We start from the raw sequence: 15,559 nt of genomic DNA on the forward strand, positions 1-15,559 counted from the left end.
AGCAGTCTTTTTTATTTTGTTTGGAGAAGTGAAGTGGTAATGGCGTCGATTGCAAATAAAATATCTGCAACCATAAAAAACAGCCAAATCTGCAAATTAATTAAAAGTAAATTTGAAAAAAATTCTAAAACTGCAAATATCTGCTGGCTTCTCTATTATAATTGTACTAAATCAACTAAAAGTGGTTTAAAAACTGGTGGAAAAACAATAATAAATTTTATTAAAAAAAATGCGGACTCGTAACTTACATACATACATACCTTGTTTAATCAAGTAGTGTCCTAGGTATTCTTGAAGCTAAATAGTTAAAAAATCAACAAAAAAAAGAGCTTAAAGTAAGCTCCTTTTCTTAAACAAAACTTTATTTTAATGCAGAATCAATTAATTCGGTTGCTTCAAGTTGCGATATGCCTTTAATTAAGCTAAGTTCACCAACAAACATGCGTTTAGCCGTGTCTAGCATTTCTCTTTCACTAGGATTTAAAGGTTTCTCTCTACTTTGAAGTGTTAGATCACGTACCACTTGAGCACCAGCGAGTAATTCGCCAGACTTTAATTTTTTCATGTTTAAATCATATTTCTGTTTCCAAGATAAGGAATCGTCGGGAAGACCATTTGAAAAGTCATCTAATACATTACTTAAATGTTCATTGTCTTCGACTAAACGAATTTTCGTGTTTGAAACATTCCCTTGAGGAACCATCAATTTTAAATTGCTGGATGGTATGTTGATTATGTAGTACTGTTGTGTTACACCTTGTATAACTTTCTCTTCGATGGAATCAATTACTGCAGCTCCCTGCATTGGGTAAATAATTTGATCGCCAATTTTGAACAATGTACCCACCTCCGAAAATTCTTATAACTTAAGTATAACATTAATAAATGAAATAACAAAATTTATATGATAACATTTGTAAAATAAAACTGTCAATAATTTTATGTATATTTTTTTGCTTTTTTGGGGAAAAGATGAACATGTCATATGGTCGTGGACATAATATGAAGAAAGAGACTGTCGAAAGGAGGCTAGGTTACTAATGAATTTTCGTGTAGTTATTTTTATCGTTACAGTACTTACTTTTTTTACAACGACCACTGGATGTAGCCAACAAGAGCAAAGAGAGCTAGAGAAGCTTCCCAATGGCGTATTACTAGCAGCATCTGAGCTTTCTTATGAAGCATTTCTAGATAAAGAATTAGGCAAAAGCTTAAGAGAACATAAAGGGATTGCTGATCCATTACTTACTCAAGTTCATAAGAATCTTAGTGATTATCAGCTTGTTTCTATTACATCTGGTAATATTGGATTTTCAGCAATAGCATTAAAAAACAAAAAAAATAATAGTTTGTTATTTGCGTTTAGTGGATTAAAGAAAATCAATTTACAAGATATTTATCAAAGACTAGTTGAATTTGAAACTCCAGAGAATGGTTCACCAGTTGTCGTAGATCAACAAGCTCAGCAAGCATATGCCTGGGTTACATCAATATTAAATAAAAAAGAGAACAATCATTCAAGTGTATATGTTACAGGTCATTCCTTTGGAGGTTATTTGGCCCAATTTGTAGGCTATCAGCTTAAAAATGATAAAAAATTGAAAAATCATCTATTTGTACAGGGAGTTACATTTAACTCATTAGGTGTACTATTAGATGATGGTTCGAAAAAACTTCATGCAAAGTCACAAAAAGTCCAAAAAACTTTTAAACCGCTGTTTACTAATTACATTGTAAATGGTGACCCATTGGATTACGCCAATAAAACCTTCTTTAAACAAATAACTGGGTACTCACTCCAGCATCTAGGTAATGTAAAATATATTACAGTTGATGAAAAATATAAAGCATCTTTAACTGCTTTAGAAAAAACAACAGATTTATGGACAAAAGCAAGATTATTGAAACCTTTGTACCCTTATCACGATTTAGTTGAGTTTGAGGGAGTGTTTTGGAAATAATACGCCAGAAGTATAAAAGCTACTATCATCAGATAGTAGCTTTTATACGTTTTATTTATATTGTATGTCATCTCTTAGTGATTCTACTGTTGTTAAGGCTTGATCAATGTCTGTCTTGCTTACCCCAAAGTGAGCAAGTGCATCATGGAGATGTGTAGCAATTGCATTAAAATGTTCGGGTTGGATATTCATTCCTTCATGAGCTTTTGACATGGATTTACCAGTATATTTCTTAGGTCCACCTAAAGCGAAGCTAATAAATTTCGTTTGATGACGGCGTTGTGTGTCCATATCCGTTTTATCAAAGAAATGATTAACTGTTTCATCTTTTAGTACTAATTCATCATAAAAATAATCAACTACTTTTCCAACTGTTTCTTCTCCACCATATTTTTCATAAAGAGTTTGTTCCATATAATAGTTTCCTTTCAATATAAGATATAAGTAGAATCCCCTTAAAATGGTAAAATATAACTTGATTTATGAATGAACTTTATTAAAAAAAGTTTATTGGTAATAGCTGTATAGGAAGTTTGTTTGTGGTTCATGGAAGTAAGTAAATAAGCACTATCTATTTCTAGTTTATTGCCAGCCTACTAGACATATATTGAATATTGGCTAATAAATTAATAGTGAAGATATAATCGCCAATAAATTCGCAGGGTGTGAGAAATTGGGATATAAAAACCAAAGACAACTAGGGGTATTCTTTGTTATTTCTGGTGTATTGGTCTTATTAGTTAGTATGTTGGCCTACTTTAAATTTTCTTCCACCGTTAGTACAGATCCCTTCACAAATGTACAGTTAGATTTGTCCAACAAGGGAACGAAAAAAACAACTGATTTAATTTATTTAAAGCACAATGAAAAAAACGGCTTTCCGGTTGAAATTAAACATAGCTTAAAAAATTCAGGGAATAAAGATATAACTAGTATCACTTTAGAAATTAACCTTCTACAAAAAGGTGATCGAAATGAGGGGCAATTTATTTGTCTCCAAACAATTAAGTATGGAAACAAAATTTATACGTTAAACTCCAAAAAATTTGATAGTTTGGATTTAAATAAAGATGGCAAAATTTCATTGGATGAATTTTCAAAGAGACCCTTTCCATTAGGAAGTTTAATTAAAGGAAGAGGTAAAGAGTTTGTTCTTAACGGCGAATATAGTAAAGGTTTAGCACCGTTTAATAGTGATAGTAAATCCACTAGAATTATTTTAGATATTACATATAAGATAGAATAGAAAAAGTGTTTAGCTAGTATTTGCTGAACACTTTTTTTATTTTTTGGAGGGAACAAGTTGCTAGTCATAGCATAGGATGATAGGACAGGAAGTGATTAAATTAAATAGCTGCATTAAGAATGCGTGCTTTAGTAGAAAGAAGAAGGATAATGAGAGTATTTAGTAGGTTTATAAATATTCCATTAATTATCATACTGCTAATTTTGGGTTTTAAAATAATGCAAAGTAAGTTAGAAGGAAAACCTCCAACATTTTTTGACCACCAAGTTTACTATGTGTTATCTGGCTCAATGGAACCAACGCTTCCAACGGGATCAATCATAATTGCAAAAGATTTTACTAGTGAAACTAAACTTAGTTTAGGAGATATTATTACTTTCAAAATGCCATATAATGAAGATATTCTAGTAACACATCGAATAAATGAGGTTATTAATGAAAACGGGCAATTAGTATATCGAACAAAAGGTGATGCAAACCCAGTTCAAGACCCTTGGATCATTGAGAGAGATAGTATTGTTTCGGTATATAGCGGTGTTAAGCTTCCGATAGTAGGATATCTTTATAAAGAGATTCATAAGAGCTTTAGTATATTTTTATTATTAACTATTTTAGGGTTAATTCTTATATCATATGGGTTAAAGCTGATTAATAAAAAAGAGTAAAAACCACTTCACCTTTCAAGCGGTTTTTACTCTTTTAGTTTTTAACTTTACTGTATATTTGTTTATTGATTCCTCGTCAAAAATTGATTGGATTGAAACGAATTTCCTCGATTTGCCAATCTTCTACCTAATTGCATACTTGGAACCTCTACGTATCTCCATGCAATATAAGCGATTGCTATAGAAAAGACAATTGTCATTATGAATACAACCCATAAAGGAAGTATGTTATAGAAGAGATGAACAAAACTTAGTAGAACTAATGGGTGGTATAAGTATAAGCTAAACGAAATTTTTCCAACAAATTGAATAGGTTTATACATTAGTATCTTTTCAATTTTTGACGATCCAATTGCTATTATAAAGAGACCAGTTGCACCTAAGCCCATTCCATATTCTTGTATAATTAACGAAAACTCCGTGAATGCATGTAGCTTAGTTACCTCATATATATCATACAGAGCTAGGCCCGAAAAATTAAATAGTAATATAGAAAATAGAAAGAACATAATTTTATATTTTAATTTTAGTTTTTGGAAGAAATCAACAAGTTCCATTCTATGTTTAGCCAATAGAATACCCATAATAAAGATTGAAAGATATGATAAAGTATCAATGTATGAGATATGAAATCCATTTGATTGTTCTATATTAAAGACGATATCCAGTGCTTTCATACTAGTTAAAGCAATACAAATTAGTATACTTATTTTCCAGTTAACACGTTTAATTAGTAGAACGATAAATGGGAAAATTAAAGCGATTCTTAGTTCATGAATTAATGTCCAGATTACGCCATTAAATGCATCAGCATGTATATTTCCAATTAAGTAGATCTGTTCAATAATTAGTTTGCCTGTTAGATGAGATTTCCACTGGCTATCAATATACCCACTAATACTTCCTATATTTTTCGTTATAAATAGTTGAGATAAAATAATTGCAAGTGTAATTGATAAAAGGTATGGAACATAGATTCTAAATAATCTTTTTATGAGAAATGAAGGATACTCTATTTTATTTTTTGTAAAGAGAGGTATAGATAAAACAAAGCCACTTAATACAAAAAATAACATTACTGCGCCATGGGCATTGGTTATGCCTGTTGCCTTTAGCACTTTGTCAATCATTACAGATAGTGGTATTAATGAAATTGCGTGACTTACTAAAACACAAAAAGCTGCCATTCCACGAATCGAGTCTAATTGTTCAATTCGATTTTTCATAGTAATCTCCCCTAAAATCAAATGGTTTTCCTCAAATATATTCTTTACTGAGAATTCACTTCCTCTTAAATTAAATTTTGTTAGAGATTTTTAATTTATTTTGAAGGTTACAGGTAAGAAAAATGGAATTAGATTAAGTAATTTTTAATATATTTAATTGTTAGATTAAAGGATGAAAAGTAAATAAATTTATACGTTTTTGTAAATTTTTTAAAATTTAAATAATAATAGAGAAGGGGTGATTGACTTGTTCGTTATAAAGAATTATCATGTTTACATATAATATTAATGTATGAAAAATGCACTAATTTAATAAGGTAGTGGGAAATTTTTACTGTAGTGTTCTTTAATAAGAACAAAAATTTGAAAGTGGGGAAAACATGGAAAACGAGTTAAGTGTAAAAAGGATATTTGAACTCATTAAACAACGCATTTGGATATTGGTTATCTTTTCTATCCTCTTTTCTGCAATAGGGGGAGTTTATAGTTATTATTTTACAAAGACGCAATATGAAACATCTTCTAAACTAATTGTAAATGCAACTTCTCCTGAGATGATGAATACTCTTTTGGTAATGATCAAAGAGCCAACATTATTAGAGAGCGTTGTTAGAGAACTTGATTTAAGTATATCTCCAGAAGAACTAAGTAATAGTATAACACCTGAAAATGTATCAGGATCACAGCTTGTAGAAATAAAAGTTGTTAATACAGATCCTAGTTTAGCGGCGCAAATTGCGAATTCAACAGCGGATGTATTCTTAAGTCAAATACCAAAAATTTTAGGATTTAAAGACTCAAAAATTTATTCATATGCTCAAATTAATGAACAGCCTACAAACAATGATTATATAAAGAAAGCCCTACTTGGCTTTGTATTGGGAATTATTGCAGGGATTGGCATTATATTTTTAATAGACTTTTTCGACGATACAGTAAAATCTGAGGAGGACACTGAACTATTATTAGGTATACCAGTCTTTGGGACTATTTCAAAGTTTAATAAAAGAAATACAACTTTTGAGAAGAACGAAAAGCTAAGACTTGATGATAGGGGAGAAACATATGGGAATAGTGAACAGAAAGTTATCTCACTTAACTAATTTAAATATAGTAACAACGACGTATAAGAATAGCAAAATATCAGAGGAATACCGAACGGTTCGTACTAACTTTCTTACTTCCATAGAGTTACAAGAAAATAAGGCTATAATTGTAACTTCTCCGAATCAGGGGGAAGGCAAGTCGACAACAGTTGCGAACTTTGCAATATCATTAGCGCAATTAGGAAAGAAGGTTCTTTTAATAGATGCAAATCTTAGAAGACCAACATTACATATATCTTTTAATACAAGTAATTTTGTAGGGTTAAGTAATATTCTATTAGGCAAAACAGACCTTGAAGAAGTCATTGTAAAAACAGAAGTTAATGGTTTGAATTTATTGCCATGCGGTCCAGTTCCATATAGTCCAGCCGATTTATTAGGATTAGAAACATTGAAAGACTTAATTAATAAGGTGACCGAAGAATATGATGTGGTCCTAATAGATACCCCACCTGCACTTGAATTTGCAGATACAAAAATTATAGCTAGTAATTGCGATGGACTAATACTAGTTGCCCATTGGGGTAAAACGAAAAATAAAGAAATAGCATTTGCTCAAAAAAAATTATCAAACAGTATAAAAATATTAGGTGTAGTAATGAATGAAAAAAAATAATGAGAATTAAGAGTTAGTAGTTAATTAATATAGTATGGTGTTCGTTATAGTGAACAGGACTTAACAAACAAAAGCTTGTAGGTGATGTCTTCTAACCTTTATCAACGAAGGCACTCGGTTATGCTGTGGGTTGAATAAACCTTAGACGCAAGTCGTCGAAAGTGTAGTGTGAGGACAGGTTAGATGCCTACTTTTTTAATATCTTTAGCTATGTTGTTTTTCATAAACAGTATAGTTAAGGAATTTAAATTTTGACTCTGATAGATATTTATTTACTAAAAATGAAGTCATATAAAAAGTATAGAATTTAGCAATTCAACGTTTTTTATAGTAGTTACATCAAATACATAAGTTGTACTTAGCTGACAAAAGGATAGAAGGGAAGGAAATGGCGTTATGACTTATAGACAGAGAGTTTCTTTTATTATTTTTGTAGATTCTTTTATTGTATTAACAACTGTTTTCTTTAGTCGGTTTTTAGTAAACGCGACGATTGATGTTATTACACTTCCAATCGTCATTAGTTCCATTACATTATTGGCAAGCCATCATTTCTTTTCCTTTTTATTCAAGCTGTATAAGAAGGCGTGGGAGTACGCAAGTATAGGAGAATTAATTATTATTACAAAATCGATAACCTATTCAATCGTTTGTACCGCAATAGTGCAAGCAATCCTGGTTAAAGATACGTATTTTCGCCTTTTATTTGTAACTTGGTTTTTACATATTTTATTAATTGGTGGAGCGCGTTTGTTTTGGAGAGTTTATCGAGATTTATCATATAAGAAGGCTGAAAATAAAAAACGCACGCTTATTATTGGGGCCGGTGCAGCTGGAACAATGGTCGCAAAACAGTTAATAAAACATTCGGATTCAGAATTACTACCTGTAGCATTTATAGATGATAGTTTAAAAAAACAAAATCTACATATTTTAGGTATTCCAGTTGTAGGCGGAGTTAACAAAATTGAATCTTTTGTAAAAGAATTAAACATAGACAATATCATAATTGCTATTCCTTCCCTCCATAGAAAAGAATTAAATAAGATTTTCCAGGAGTGTACTAAAACTAAAGCTAAAACACAAATTTTACCTATGTTAGAAGATTTGGTGACTGGGAAAGTATCCGTCAATCAATTCCGTGAAGTAGAGGTTGATGACCTTTTAGGGCGAGAAGCAATAATTTTAGATATTGAGAGAATTTCAAGTTCAATAACAAATAATGTTGTGTTAGTAACCGGAGCTGGTGGTTCAATTGGATCTGAAATATGTCGCCAAGTTTCAAGATTCAAACCTAAAACGTTAGTACTGTTAGGACACGGTGAAAATAGTATTTATAATATTGAAATGGAATTGAAAGAGCAATTTGGAACAGACCAGATAGATTTTGTTACAGAAATTGCGGATTTACAAGATGAAGCTAAAATGAAATTAGTGATGAAGAAATACAGTCCGAATGTGGTATATCATACTGCTGCACATAAACATGTACCTTTAATGGAGCGAAATCCTGAAGAAGCAGTTAAAAACAACATTATCGGAACTGTAAATGTTGCAAATGCGGCAAATCTATTCGGAGTTGAAACCTTTGTTATGATTTCGACTGACAAGGCAGTAAACCCAACAAGTGTGATGGGTGCATCGAAAAGACTTGCGGAAATGATGGTTCAAAATATGAATAAAAATAGTATGACAAAATTTGTTGCAGTACGTTTTGGTAATGTATTAGGCAGCCGAGGAAGTGTCATTCCCCTTTTCAAAAAACAAATTGAAAAAGGGGGGCCCGTTACTGTAACTCATCCAGAAATGGTTAGATATTTCATGACGATTCCCGAAGCTTCAAGGCTGGTGATCCAAGCTGGGGCATTAGCGGAAGGTGGAGAAATATTTGTTCTCGACATGGGTGAGCCAGTAAAAATTGTGGACCTTGCTAAAAATTTAATTAAGCTTTCAGGAAACACAGTAGAAGAAATCGGAATAGAATTTACAGGAATCAGACCTGGGGAAAAACTGTTTGAAGAACTTTTAAATGAAGAAGAAATTTACGAAAAGCAGGTACATCCTAAAATTTATATCGGTAAAACATCGAATCTATTAATCGATGAGATTAATGAAATAATGTTAACTTATCCTACATATGAAAAAGAGTTTTTAAGAGATAAATTGTTACAAATTGCAAATAATCGAATGGAGCCAAAGGAATTGGTTCCAATTTCTTAGTTAAGTGAAACGGGGGATCATTATTAAAATCCTATATATTACAACTTTAAGTAGAACGATTAATGCATTTTTAGTACCACATATCGAAAAGCTTATAAATGATGGTAGCACTGTCGATTGTGCTTGTTCGATTGATCTAGCAGTTAATCAGAAGCTTAAGAACATGGGAGTTAAGTTTTTTGACATACCTTTTAAAAGAAATCCGTTTCATCCTATAAATATTAAAGCTTTAATGGAGCTTATTAAAATTCAGGAGGAGTTTGACTATGATATTGTTCATGTACATACTCCAATAGCTGCATTATATGGAAGACTTTTAAAAGTAAAATTTCCTAATCTAAAAACAATTTATACTGTACATGGTTTCCACTTTTATAAAGGGGCCCCAATTTTTAATTGGGGTCTTTACTATCCTATCGAAAGGATTATGGGGAATTTCACTGATAAGATGATCACGATGAACTCGGAAGATTATGAAAGAGCTCAAAAATTTAAGGTGAAGGAAACATATAAGTTAAATGGAGTAGGTCTTGATTTAGATTTGTACAATCCTGATTTAGTAGAAAAGAATGAAATTAGAAGCAGATTAAATTTAGATAAAGATGATTTTGTAGTTCTTATGATTGCTGAAATTAATCAAAATAAAAATCACAAACAAGTCATTAATGCGATTGAGATTCTTAAAAATAAAGGGATTAATATTAAATTAATTTGTGCAGGAGATGGACCATTACTTTTAAATTTAGAGAAAGATATCGCTGAAAGAGGATTAAAAGAAAATATTCAATTGCTGGGTTTTAGAAATGATATTAATGAACTTATTGTGGCGTGTGATATAGGTATCCTTACATCAATTAGGGAAGGGCTCCCAAGAAATATTATGGAATTAATGGCTTGTAAAAAGCCAGTCATTGGAACAAATATTCGTGGGGTGAGGGACTTAGTAATCGATTCAGTAAATGGATTTTTAGTTAACGTTAATGATTCTGATGAAACTGCAAAAAGAATTGAAGTTTTGTTTAATAAAAGGGACCTTTTAAACGATATGGGCTCTAATGCGTATCAGTTTATCTTAGATTATCATGTGGAGCATGTTATAGAAGATCTTCTCGAAGTTTATGGGTAATAAAAAATACGATGTTATAGGTGTTCTTATGAAAAATACTATAAAGCTGCAAAAAGATATTACCTTTAATGTACAATATATTTTAATTTTAATAATGATCCTATTTTTCGGTTTTACGACACTAAGGATCGGTATGTTTGGAATTGGTGAAGCAATTTTATTATTTTTTTGCATCACCCAAATAACGAGTCAACGGGACATTTATATATCAACAGAAAAGCATTTATTTACGATATTTTGGGTTTATTATATTGGAGTCATTACTATAGGCTATACAGTAAATACATTTTTAGCAATCAATCCACAATTTATAAAATTTGACCTTATGTCTTATACTGTAATTTTATTTTTATGTTTTACGTTTGAATCGGCTTTTAAGAAAAGTAGTTTTTCAAGTTTATTTAAGTTACTCCGTTTTATTTATTTCGGAGGGATTTTTGTAATTGGATCTTTGTACTTTATTTATTTAAAAGGAATTTATACCCTATTTGGTTTTCCTTTAACATATGCAGGCTCAAGTATTTTTTCGCCATTTGCAAATGACTATCATCAGTTTGCTTACTTTGTAGCTCCTTTACCGTTTATTGGATTATATATGATTGGCAAAGAGCGTAATCTTTTTTATAAGATTGTAGTATTACTAGGAATAGTTTTATGTATAAAAATCGGGATGGCAACAACATCTTCTACATTAGAATCATCTTGGGTTATTACAACATTATTGTTTTGCGTATTGAAGGTTTTGGAAGTTTTAAAAGGACTAAATAAATCTAGGAGTATTATTATCGCATTCTTTTGTTTCGTCATTTTAATGTTAATCATTAATTATGAAAGCATAATCTTGTTTATTAATGATTTCTTTAAAGGAGATTCAAATGGCGAGAATAGGCTGACCATATGGAGTAATGCTATAAAAGCTTGGAAGCACTCTCCGATTTTTGGATTAGGGCCTGGAGCATTTAGTGGGCAAGAGGTATTCTTTGGCTATGAAGCGCATAATACTTTTCTTCAAATATTAACACAAGGAGGTATTATGGGAGGGATTGCTTATATCGTTTTAGTAAAAAAGTTAACTAAAATGGCATCCGTAAATATTTATATTTTGTGTGCAGTAGTATCGTTACTTGCTTATGGATTAGGTATAAATGATTTACGAAGAACGGTTTTATGGTTTTACTTTATCTTGTTTTATTTTCTAAGTTTAAAAAGTAAGGGAGGTAAAAGTCATGAAGCCACCGTTATTAACCATAATTGTACCGGTATACAACGCTGAAAAAACAATTGTTCGTGCAATCAACAGCATTATAAAACAATCGTTTAAGGATTTTGAGTTAATTCTTATAAATGACGGTTCAAAAGATAATAGTCTACAAAGAATGAACGAAATAGCAATAAGTGATTCGCGTATAACGGTTTATGATATACCAAATTCGGGTGCAAGTAATGCGAGGAACTATGGTCTTGAGCATGCAAAAGGAAAATATACTACATTTTTAGATGCTGATGATTACTATATAGAAAATGCATTTGATGAAATCTTAAGAGTTCTCGATGAAAAGACCCAACTAATCATATTTGGATACAATGTAGAGTCAGATCAAAAAATTTCTTCAAATAGAACAACAAATAAAGAATCGCTCCAATTCTCGAATAAGAAGCAATTCAGAAGCTATGTAGTAACGTTAATACAGAATGAACTGATTAATGCTCCATGGAATAAGGTTTATTTAACTAGTTATTTAAAAGAAAATAAAATTTTGTTTGATCCAAATCTAAATATTGGTGAAGATTTAAAGTTTAATTTATCCGTAATACGCGATATTAAATATGTAACTATAATAAACAAGGCCTTAATAAATTATTGTGTAAAAAAAGGTGAAGGGCTTGTATCACGATTTAGAATAAATCGGTTTGATATTCGATATAACATTATCAATGAAATAAAGGAATTATTAACTTATTGGGAAATATATTCCGAACATAAACCCATGGTAGACCAAATGTTAATTAGGGATACGATGGGTTATTTTATGGACTTTTATAAGACCAGCTGCAAACTCTCTTATAGTGAAAAGCTTGAACGAATTAATGAAGTTATTAATCGAAATGAAATTAAAGAAATAGTGGTCAAAAATGAGATTAAGGATTTTGCTACAAATCTAATTAAACTAATACTTAGAACAAATAATAGTATGTTTATATTGTTTTCAGCGAAAATTTTTAATACAAGGCGAGCGATGAGATGAAAATTAGTATTATAGTAGCGGCATATAACGTTGAGCATTATATTGAAAAATGTCTTAAATCGATTATCGAACAAACATATAAACACCTTGAAATCATAGTAGTCAATGATGGTTCAACAGATCGTACACTTGAGGTCATTCAAAGGATATCTGAGACTGATAAAAGAATTGTTATTGTGAACAAGTCAAATGGGGGTCTTAGCTCTGCTAGGAACGCAGGACTAGATCTAGTCACGGGAAATTATGTAGGCTTTGTTGATGGTGATGATTATGTTGCAACAGATATGTACGAAGGCCTTTTAGAAGAAATGAATAAACATGAGTGCGAGATTGCTATGTGTGCTGTATTAAAGGTTTATAACGATTTTACTGAACAAGATAGTCTAATGGATCACTTAGTGGTTCTAAAAACGGCAGAAGCTTTGAGTGCTTTAATTGAGGAAAAATATATTAAACATTACGCAGTTAATAAACTGTATAAAGCTACTCTATTTCATGATATAAGATATCCAGAAGGCAAGCTATACGAAGATATTTTTACAACTTATAAGCTAATTGCTTGTGCGAATCAAGTAGTATACTCCAATAAAATAGGCTATTACTATATTCAAAGAGAAGGAAGTATTTTAAGGTCAAAATATAACGTAAGAAAATTAGATTGTATTGAAGCCTTTAGTGAATTTAAAGACTATGTCGATCTAGATTTCCCGGAACTTAGTAGGAAATTATTATGGCGTTTAAATTTGTCAAAAATGAATTCATTAATGGATATGCTAAAGTCTGAATCTCTTTATGGAAATTGTGAGTTTAATGAGATTGGATCAAGACTTACAAAAGAGGTAAGGAAAAATAGCTTGTTTTTTATAAGAGGTAATAATATACCAACCACATTTAGAATATTAGCTCCGTTTAGTTACGGTGGTTATCCATTTATGAGAATGTTGTTTAAAACTACTATTGTTAAAAATTATGTTCATCAAAGATCATTAAAGCTGTTATAGGAGCGAGACTTTTTATGAAAAAAGTATTATTTGTAGTGGATAAGATGGTCTTAGGAGGAGCTGAGAAAGTATTAGTAGATATTATAAAAAATCTACCAAAAGATAAATATGAAATAACCATTTTTACACTATTTGATGGGGGTGAACTGAGTAACCAAATACATAATAGTGTAAAAAGAATTAGTTGGTTTAATAGACAATATAAAGGAATTTACAGGATCATCAAGTATATGAACCCTAAAAAAATATATACGGACAATATTAAAGAAGAATATGATATCGAAATCTCCTTTAAAACGGGTATGCCAGAGAAGATAGTAGCTGCTTCACCTAATAACAAATCATTAAAAATAGCTTGGATACACGGCGATATGACTTATCAAAATTATGGACTTGAAAGTCATAGATCAAAGAAGAAACAGTTAGATTGTTATTCAAAGTTTGATCGCATAGCGTTTGTATCGGAAAATTGTATCGAAGGATTTAGGGAAGTTGTCGGAGATTTTAATAAATTTAGAGTTATATATAATGGTGTAGATCTAGCTAAAGTAAGACTGTTATCCAATGAGCAAAAAGAGATTGACTATTCTCCCGACAAAGTTATTTTTTCTAGTATTTCTAGACTTAATTATGAAAAAGGTATTGATCGTTTAATTCTTGCTGTTGAAAAACTTGTTATTGAAAAAATATTAGACTTCCACATTTATATTGTTGGTGGTGGAATCTTAAAAAATAATCTTCAGGATATGATTAATGAAAGAAGCTTAAATGACTATATTACGCTTCTTGGCCCAAAAGGTAACCCATTTAAGTACATAAATGGAAGTGATGCATTTATATTATCGTCAAGAAGTGAAGCACTATGTATTTCTGTGATTGAGTCGATGGCATTAGAACTTCCGGTTATAGCTACGAATTGTGGTGGAGTTACTGAAATAATTGGAGATTCCGAGTTTGGTATGTTGGTAGAGAATAGCCAAGAGGGCATTTATGATGGACTTAGGCAGTTTATTCAAAAGAAACGATTACTTAAAGAAACTTATACTAAAAAAAGTTCGGAAAGAAGCAAAGATTTTAGTTTGGATTCCATGATTTCTAAAATTGAGGTGTTATTTGAAAATGCCTAATAATCCTATGGTTAGTATCATAATTCCTATTTTTAATTCGGAAAAGTTTCTCAACAATACAATAGAGAGCGTTTTGAATCAGACTTATGAAAATTTTGAATTACTATTAATCAATGACGGCTCAACTGATTCAAGTGCTAAAATATGTGGTGCTTTCGCTAAGATTGATCATAGAATCCAAGTTCTTCACATCTCTAATAATGGACCTGGAAATGCAAGAAATCTTGGTATTTCCTTAGCAAAAGGAAACTATATACAATTCGTTGATAGTGATGATTCAATTGAATTAAACATGGTTGAGGAATTAGTTAAATGCATGACGAGTGAGATGGCTGAAGTAGTAGTCTGTGGAATGAAAAATTTAGACTCGTCAAATCGAGTGACTATTAGTTCCCATCCTACAAAGCTTTCACTGGATAACGAAATAAAAAATGACTTTGTCCATCTTCTTAAATTAGGGCTGGCTTATTCACCTGTCAATAAGATGTATAGGAAGTCTATTATTGATGAGTATAACATCAAATTTAATGACGAGTTATCAATTGGAGAAGATGCATTATTTAATATCAACTATTTTTCGAAATGCAGTAAAGTTTTTATATATGATAAACCGTTATACATTTATCATCAAAGAGAAGGAAGTTTAACGAAAAGGATTTTTCATGAAAAAGAAATGGCACAAATTTTGTTATATCAAAAGCTGACGGAATTTTTAGATAATGATTCGACATTCGATACGTTAAGAGAACTAAATGCGTATTATCTTATGGAATTCAGTTTTATCATCTATCAAAATAGCATTGGAATAAAAAGTATAGGTGATTTTTTTAACAAAGTTAAAGATACTAAAAAGTTTATTAATCGCCCAGAATTTAAAGCAGTGACTAAAAATAGTTATTTTTACAGTTCTTTGCAGCGAGTAATGCTATTGCTTTTAAATATGAAGTGTGAGTCTTTACTCATGTTATTTTTATACTGCCATAACAGATTCAATAAAAAGCCATTACCTTTATAAATCG

At 30.8% G+C, this 15,559-nt stretch carries 15 protein-coding genes; 12 read left to right on the top strand and 3 right to left on the bottom strand.

The window, feature by feature from the left end:
- Positions 1 to 361: 361 nt before the first annotated feature.
- Complete coding sequence (locus AN960_RS08120) at positions 362 to 847, bottom strand: CarD family transcriptional regulator (protein WP_286131649.1); 486 nt, start codon at positions 845 to 847, stop codon at positions 362 to 364.
- Positions 848 to 1,040: 193 nt separating this feature from the next.
- On the opposite strand from AN960_RS08120, the gene AN960_RS08125 reads away from it, so the two are divergent.
- The gene (locus tag AN960_RS08125; RefSeq protein WP_056469396.1) at positions 1,041 to 1,961 is read left to right on the top strand and encodes a lipase family protein; all 921 of its coding nucleotides are present in this window, start codon (positions 1,041 to 1,043) and stop codon (positions 1,959 to 1,961) included.
- Positions 1,962 to 2,012: 51 nt separating this feature from the next.
- On the opposite strand, the gene AN960_RS08130 is transcribed toward AN960_RS08125, so the two are convergent.
- Positions 2,013 to 2,375, bottom strand: a complete 363-nt coding sequence (locus tag AN960_RS08130; RefSeq protein WP_056469398.1) for a group I truncated hemoglobin — start codon at positions 2,373 to 2,375, stop codon at positions 2,013 to 2,015.
- A 259-nt stretch (positions 2,376 to 2,634) separates the two neighbouring features.
- Here AN960_RS08130 and AN960_RS08135 point away from each other — a divergent pair, with 259 nt between their 5' ends.
- On the top strand, positions 2,635 to 3,207 hold the full coding sequence (locus AN960_RS08135) for an EF-hand domain-containing protein (protein WP_056469400.1): 573 nt from the start codon (positions 2,635 to 2,637) through the stop codon (positions 3,205 to 3,207).
- A 149-nt stretch (positions 3,208 to 3,356) separates the two neighbouring features.
- Positions 3,357 to 3,872, top strand: a complete 516-nt coding sequence (locus tag AN960_RS08140; protein WP_172795402.1) for a signal peptidase I — start codon at positions 3,357 to 3,359, stop codon at positions 3,870 to 3,872.
- Positions 3,873 to 3,934: 62 nt separating this feature from the next.
- On the opposite strand, the gene AN960_RS08145 is transcribed toward AN960_RS08140, so the two are convergent.
- Positions 3,935 to 5,098: an acyltransferase family protein gene (locus AN960_RS08145; RefSeq protein WP_056469404.1), complete on the bottom strand. Its 1,164-nt coding sequence runs from the start codon at positions 5,096 to 5,098 to the stop codon at positions 3,935 to 3,937.
- A gap of 380 nt (positions 5,099 to 5,478) precedes the next feature.
- Here AN960_RS08145 and AN960_RS08150 point away from each other — a divergent pair, with 380 nt between their 5' ends.
- The 9 genes from AN960_RS08150 to AN960_RS08190 all read left to right on the top strand — a co-directional run bounded on the left by AN960_RS08150 (position 5,479) and on the right by AN960_RS08190 (position 15,555).
- Positions 5,479 to 6,201 (top strand): YveK family protein, encoded by a 723-nt coding sequence (locus AN960_RS08150; protein WP_056469405.1) that lies wholly within the window; start codon positions 5,479 to 5,481, stop codon positions 6,199 to 6,201.
- Complete coding sequence (locus AN960_RS08155) at positions 6,164 to 6,820, top strand: CpsD/CapB family tyrosine-protein kinase (RefSeq protein ID WP_082459430.1); 657 nt, start codon at positions 6,164 to 6,166, stop codon at positions 6,818 to 6,820. Before AN960_RS08150 ends, AN960_RS08155 begins: the two co-directional genes overlap by 38 nt.
- A gap of 396 nt (positions 6,821 to 7,216) precedes the next feature.
- The gene (locus AN960_RS08160; protein ID WP_056469411.1) at positions 7,217 to 9,040 is read left to right on the top strand and encodes a polysaccharide biosynthesis protein; all 1,824 of its coding nucleotides are present in this window, start codon (positions 7,217 to 7,219) and stop codon (positions 9,038 to 9,040) included.
- 4 nt (positions 9,041 to 9,044) lie between these two features.
- The gene (locus tag AN960_RS08165; RefSeq protein WP_082459431.1) at positions 9,045 to 10,166 is read left to right on the top strand and encodes a glycosyltransferase family 4 protein; all 1,122 of its coding nucleotides are present in this window, start codon (positions 9,045 to 9,047) and stop codon (positions 10,164 to 10,166) included.
- Positions 10,167 to 10,194: 28 nt separating this feature from the next.
- Entirely contained in the window at positions 10,195 to 11,439 is a 1,245-nt protein-coding gene (locus tag AN960_RS08170; RefSeq protein WP_172795403.1) for an O-antigen ligase family protein, read from the top strand.
- A complete protein-coding gene (locus AN960_RS08175; RefSeq protein ID WP_056469416.1) occupies positions 11,393 to 12,412 on the top strand; it encodes a glycosyltransferase family 2 protein in 1,020 nt (339 codons plus the stop codon). The genes AN960_RS08170 and AN960_RS08175 overlap by 47 nt, the downstream gene beginning before the upstream one ends.
- On the top strand, positions 12,409 to 13,413 hold the full coding sequence (locus AN960_RS08180; RefSeq protein WP_056469419.1) for a glycosyltransferase family 2 protein: 1,005 nt from the start codon (positions 12,409 to 12,411) through the stop codon (positions 13,411 to 13,413). Before AN960_RS08175 ends, AN960_RS08180 begins: the two co-directional genes overlap by 4 nt.
- 14 nt (positions 13,414 to 13,427) lie before the next feature.
- The gene (locus AN960_RS08185) at positions 13,428 to 14,540 is read left to right on the top strand and encodes a glycosyltransferase (protein ID WP_056469422.1); all 1,113 of its coding nucleotides are present in this window, start codon (positions 13,428 to 13,430) and stop codon (positions 14,538 to 14,540) included.
- Between the two features lie 7 nt (positions 14,541 to 14,547).
- The gene (locus AN960_RS08190) at positions 14,548 to 15,555 is read left to right on the top strand and encodes a glycosyltransferase family 2 protein (RefSeq protein ID WP_286131661.1); all 1,008 of its coding nucleotides are present in this window, start codon (positions 14,548 to 14,550) and stop codon (positions 15,553 to 15,555) included.
- Positions 15,556 to 15,559 lie beyond the last annotated feature (4 nt).

Source organism: Bacillus sp. FJAT-25509 (assembly GCF_001420605.1).
GTDB lineage: Bacteria > Bacillota > Bacilli > Bacillales > Bacillaceae_G > Gottfriedia.

Bases quoted from the DNA above. Each gene is read 5' to 3' on its own strand.
- AN960_RS08130 (WP_056469398.1), bottom strand. From the start codon at position 2,375: ATGGAACAAACTCTTTATGAAAAATATGGTGGAGAAGAAACAGTTGGA.
- AN960_RS08155 (WP_082459430.1), top strand. From the start codon at position 6,164: ATGGGAATAGTGAACAGAAAGTTATCTCACTTAACTAATTTAAATATA.
- AN960_RS08175 (WP_056469416.1), top strand. From the start codon at position 11,393: ATGAAGCCACCGTTATTAACCATAATTGTACCGGTATACAACGCTGAA.
- AN960_RS08170 (WP_172795403.1), top strand. From the start codon at position 10,195: ATGAAAAATACTATAAAGCTGCAAAAAGATATTACCTTTAATGTACAA.
- AN960_RS08145 (WP_056469404.1), bottom strand. From the start codon at position 5,098: ATGAAAAATCGAATTGAACAATTAGACTCGATTCGTGGAATGGCAGCT.
- AN960_RS08140 (WP_172795402.1), top strand. From the start codon at position 3,357: ATGAGAGTATTTAGTAGGTTTATAAATATTCCATTAATTATCATACTG.
- AN960_RS08190 (WP_286131661.1), top strand. From the start codon at position 14,548: ATGGTTAGTATCATAATTCCTATTTTTAATTCGGAAAAGTTTCTCAAC.
- AN960_RS08180 (WP_056469419.1), top strand. From the start codon at position 12,409: ATGAAAATTAGTATTATAGTAGCGGCATATAACGTTGAGCATTATATT.
- AN960_RS08125 (WP_056469396.1), top strand. From the start codon at position 1,041: ATGAATTTTCGTGTAGTTATTTTTATCGTTACAGTACTTACTTTTTTT.
- AN960_RS08185 (WP_056469422.1), top strand. From the start codon at position 13,428: ATGAAAAAAGTATTATTTGTAGTGGATAAGATGGTCTTAGGAGGAGCT.
- AN960_RS08160 (WP_056469411.1), top strand. From the start codon at position 7,217: ATGACTTATAGACAGAGAGTTTCTTTTATTATTTTTGTAGATTCTTTT.
- AN960_RS08150 (WP_056469405.1), top strand. From the start codon at position 5,479: ATGGAAAACGAGTTAAGTGTAAAAAGGATATTTGAACTCATTAAACAA.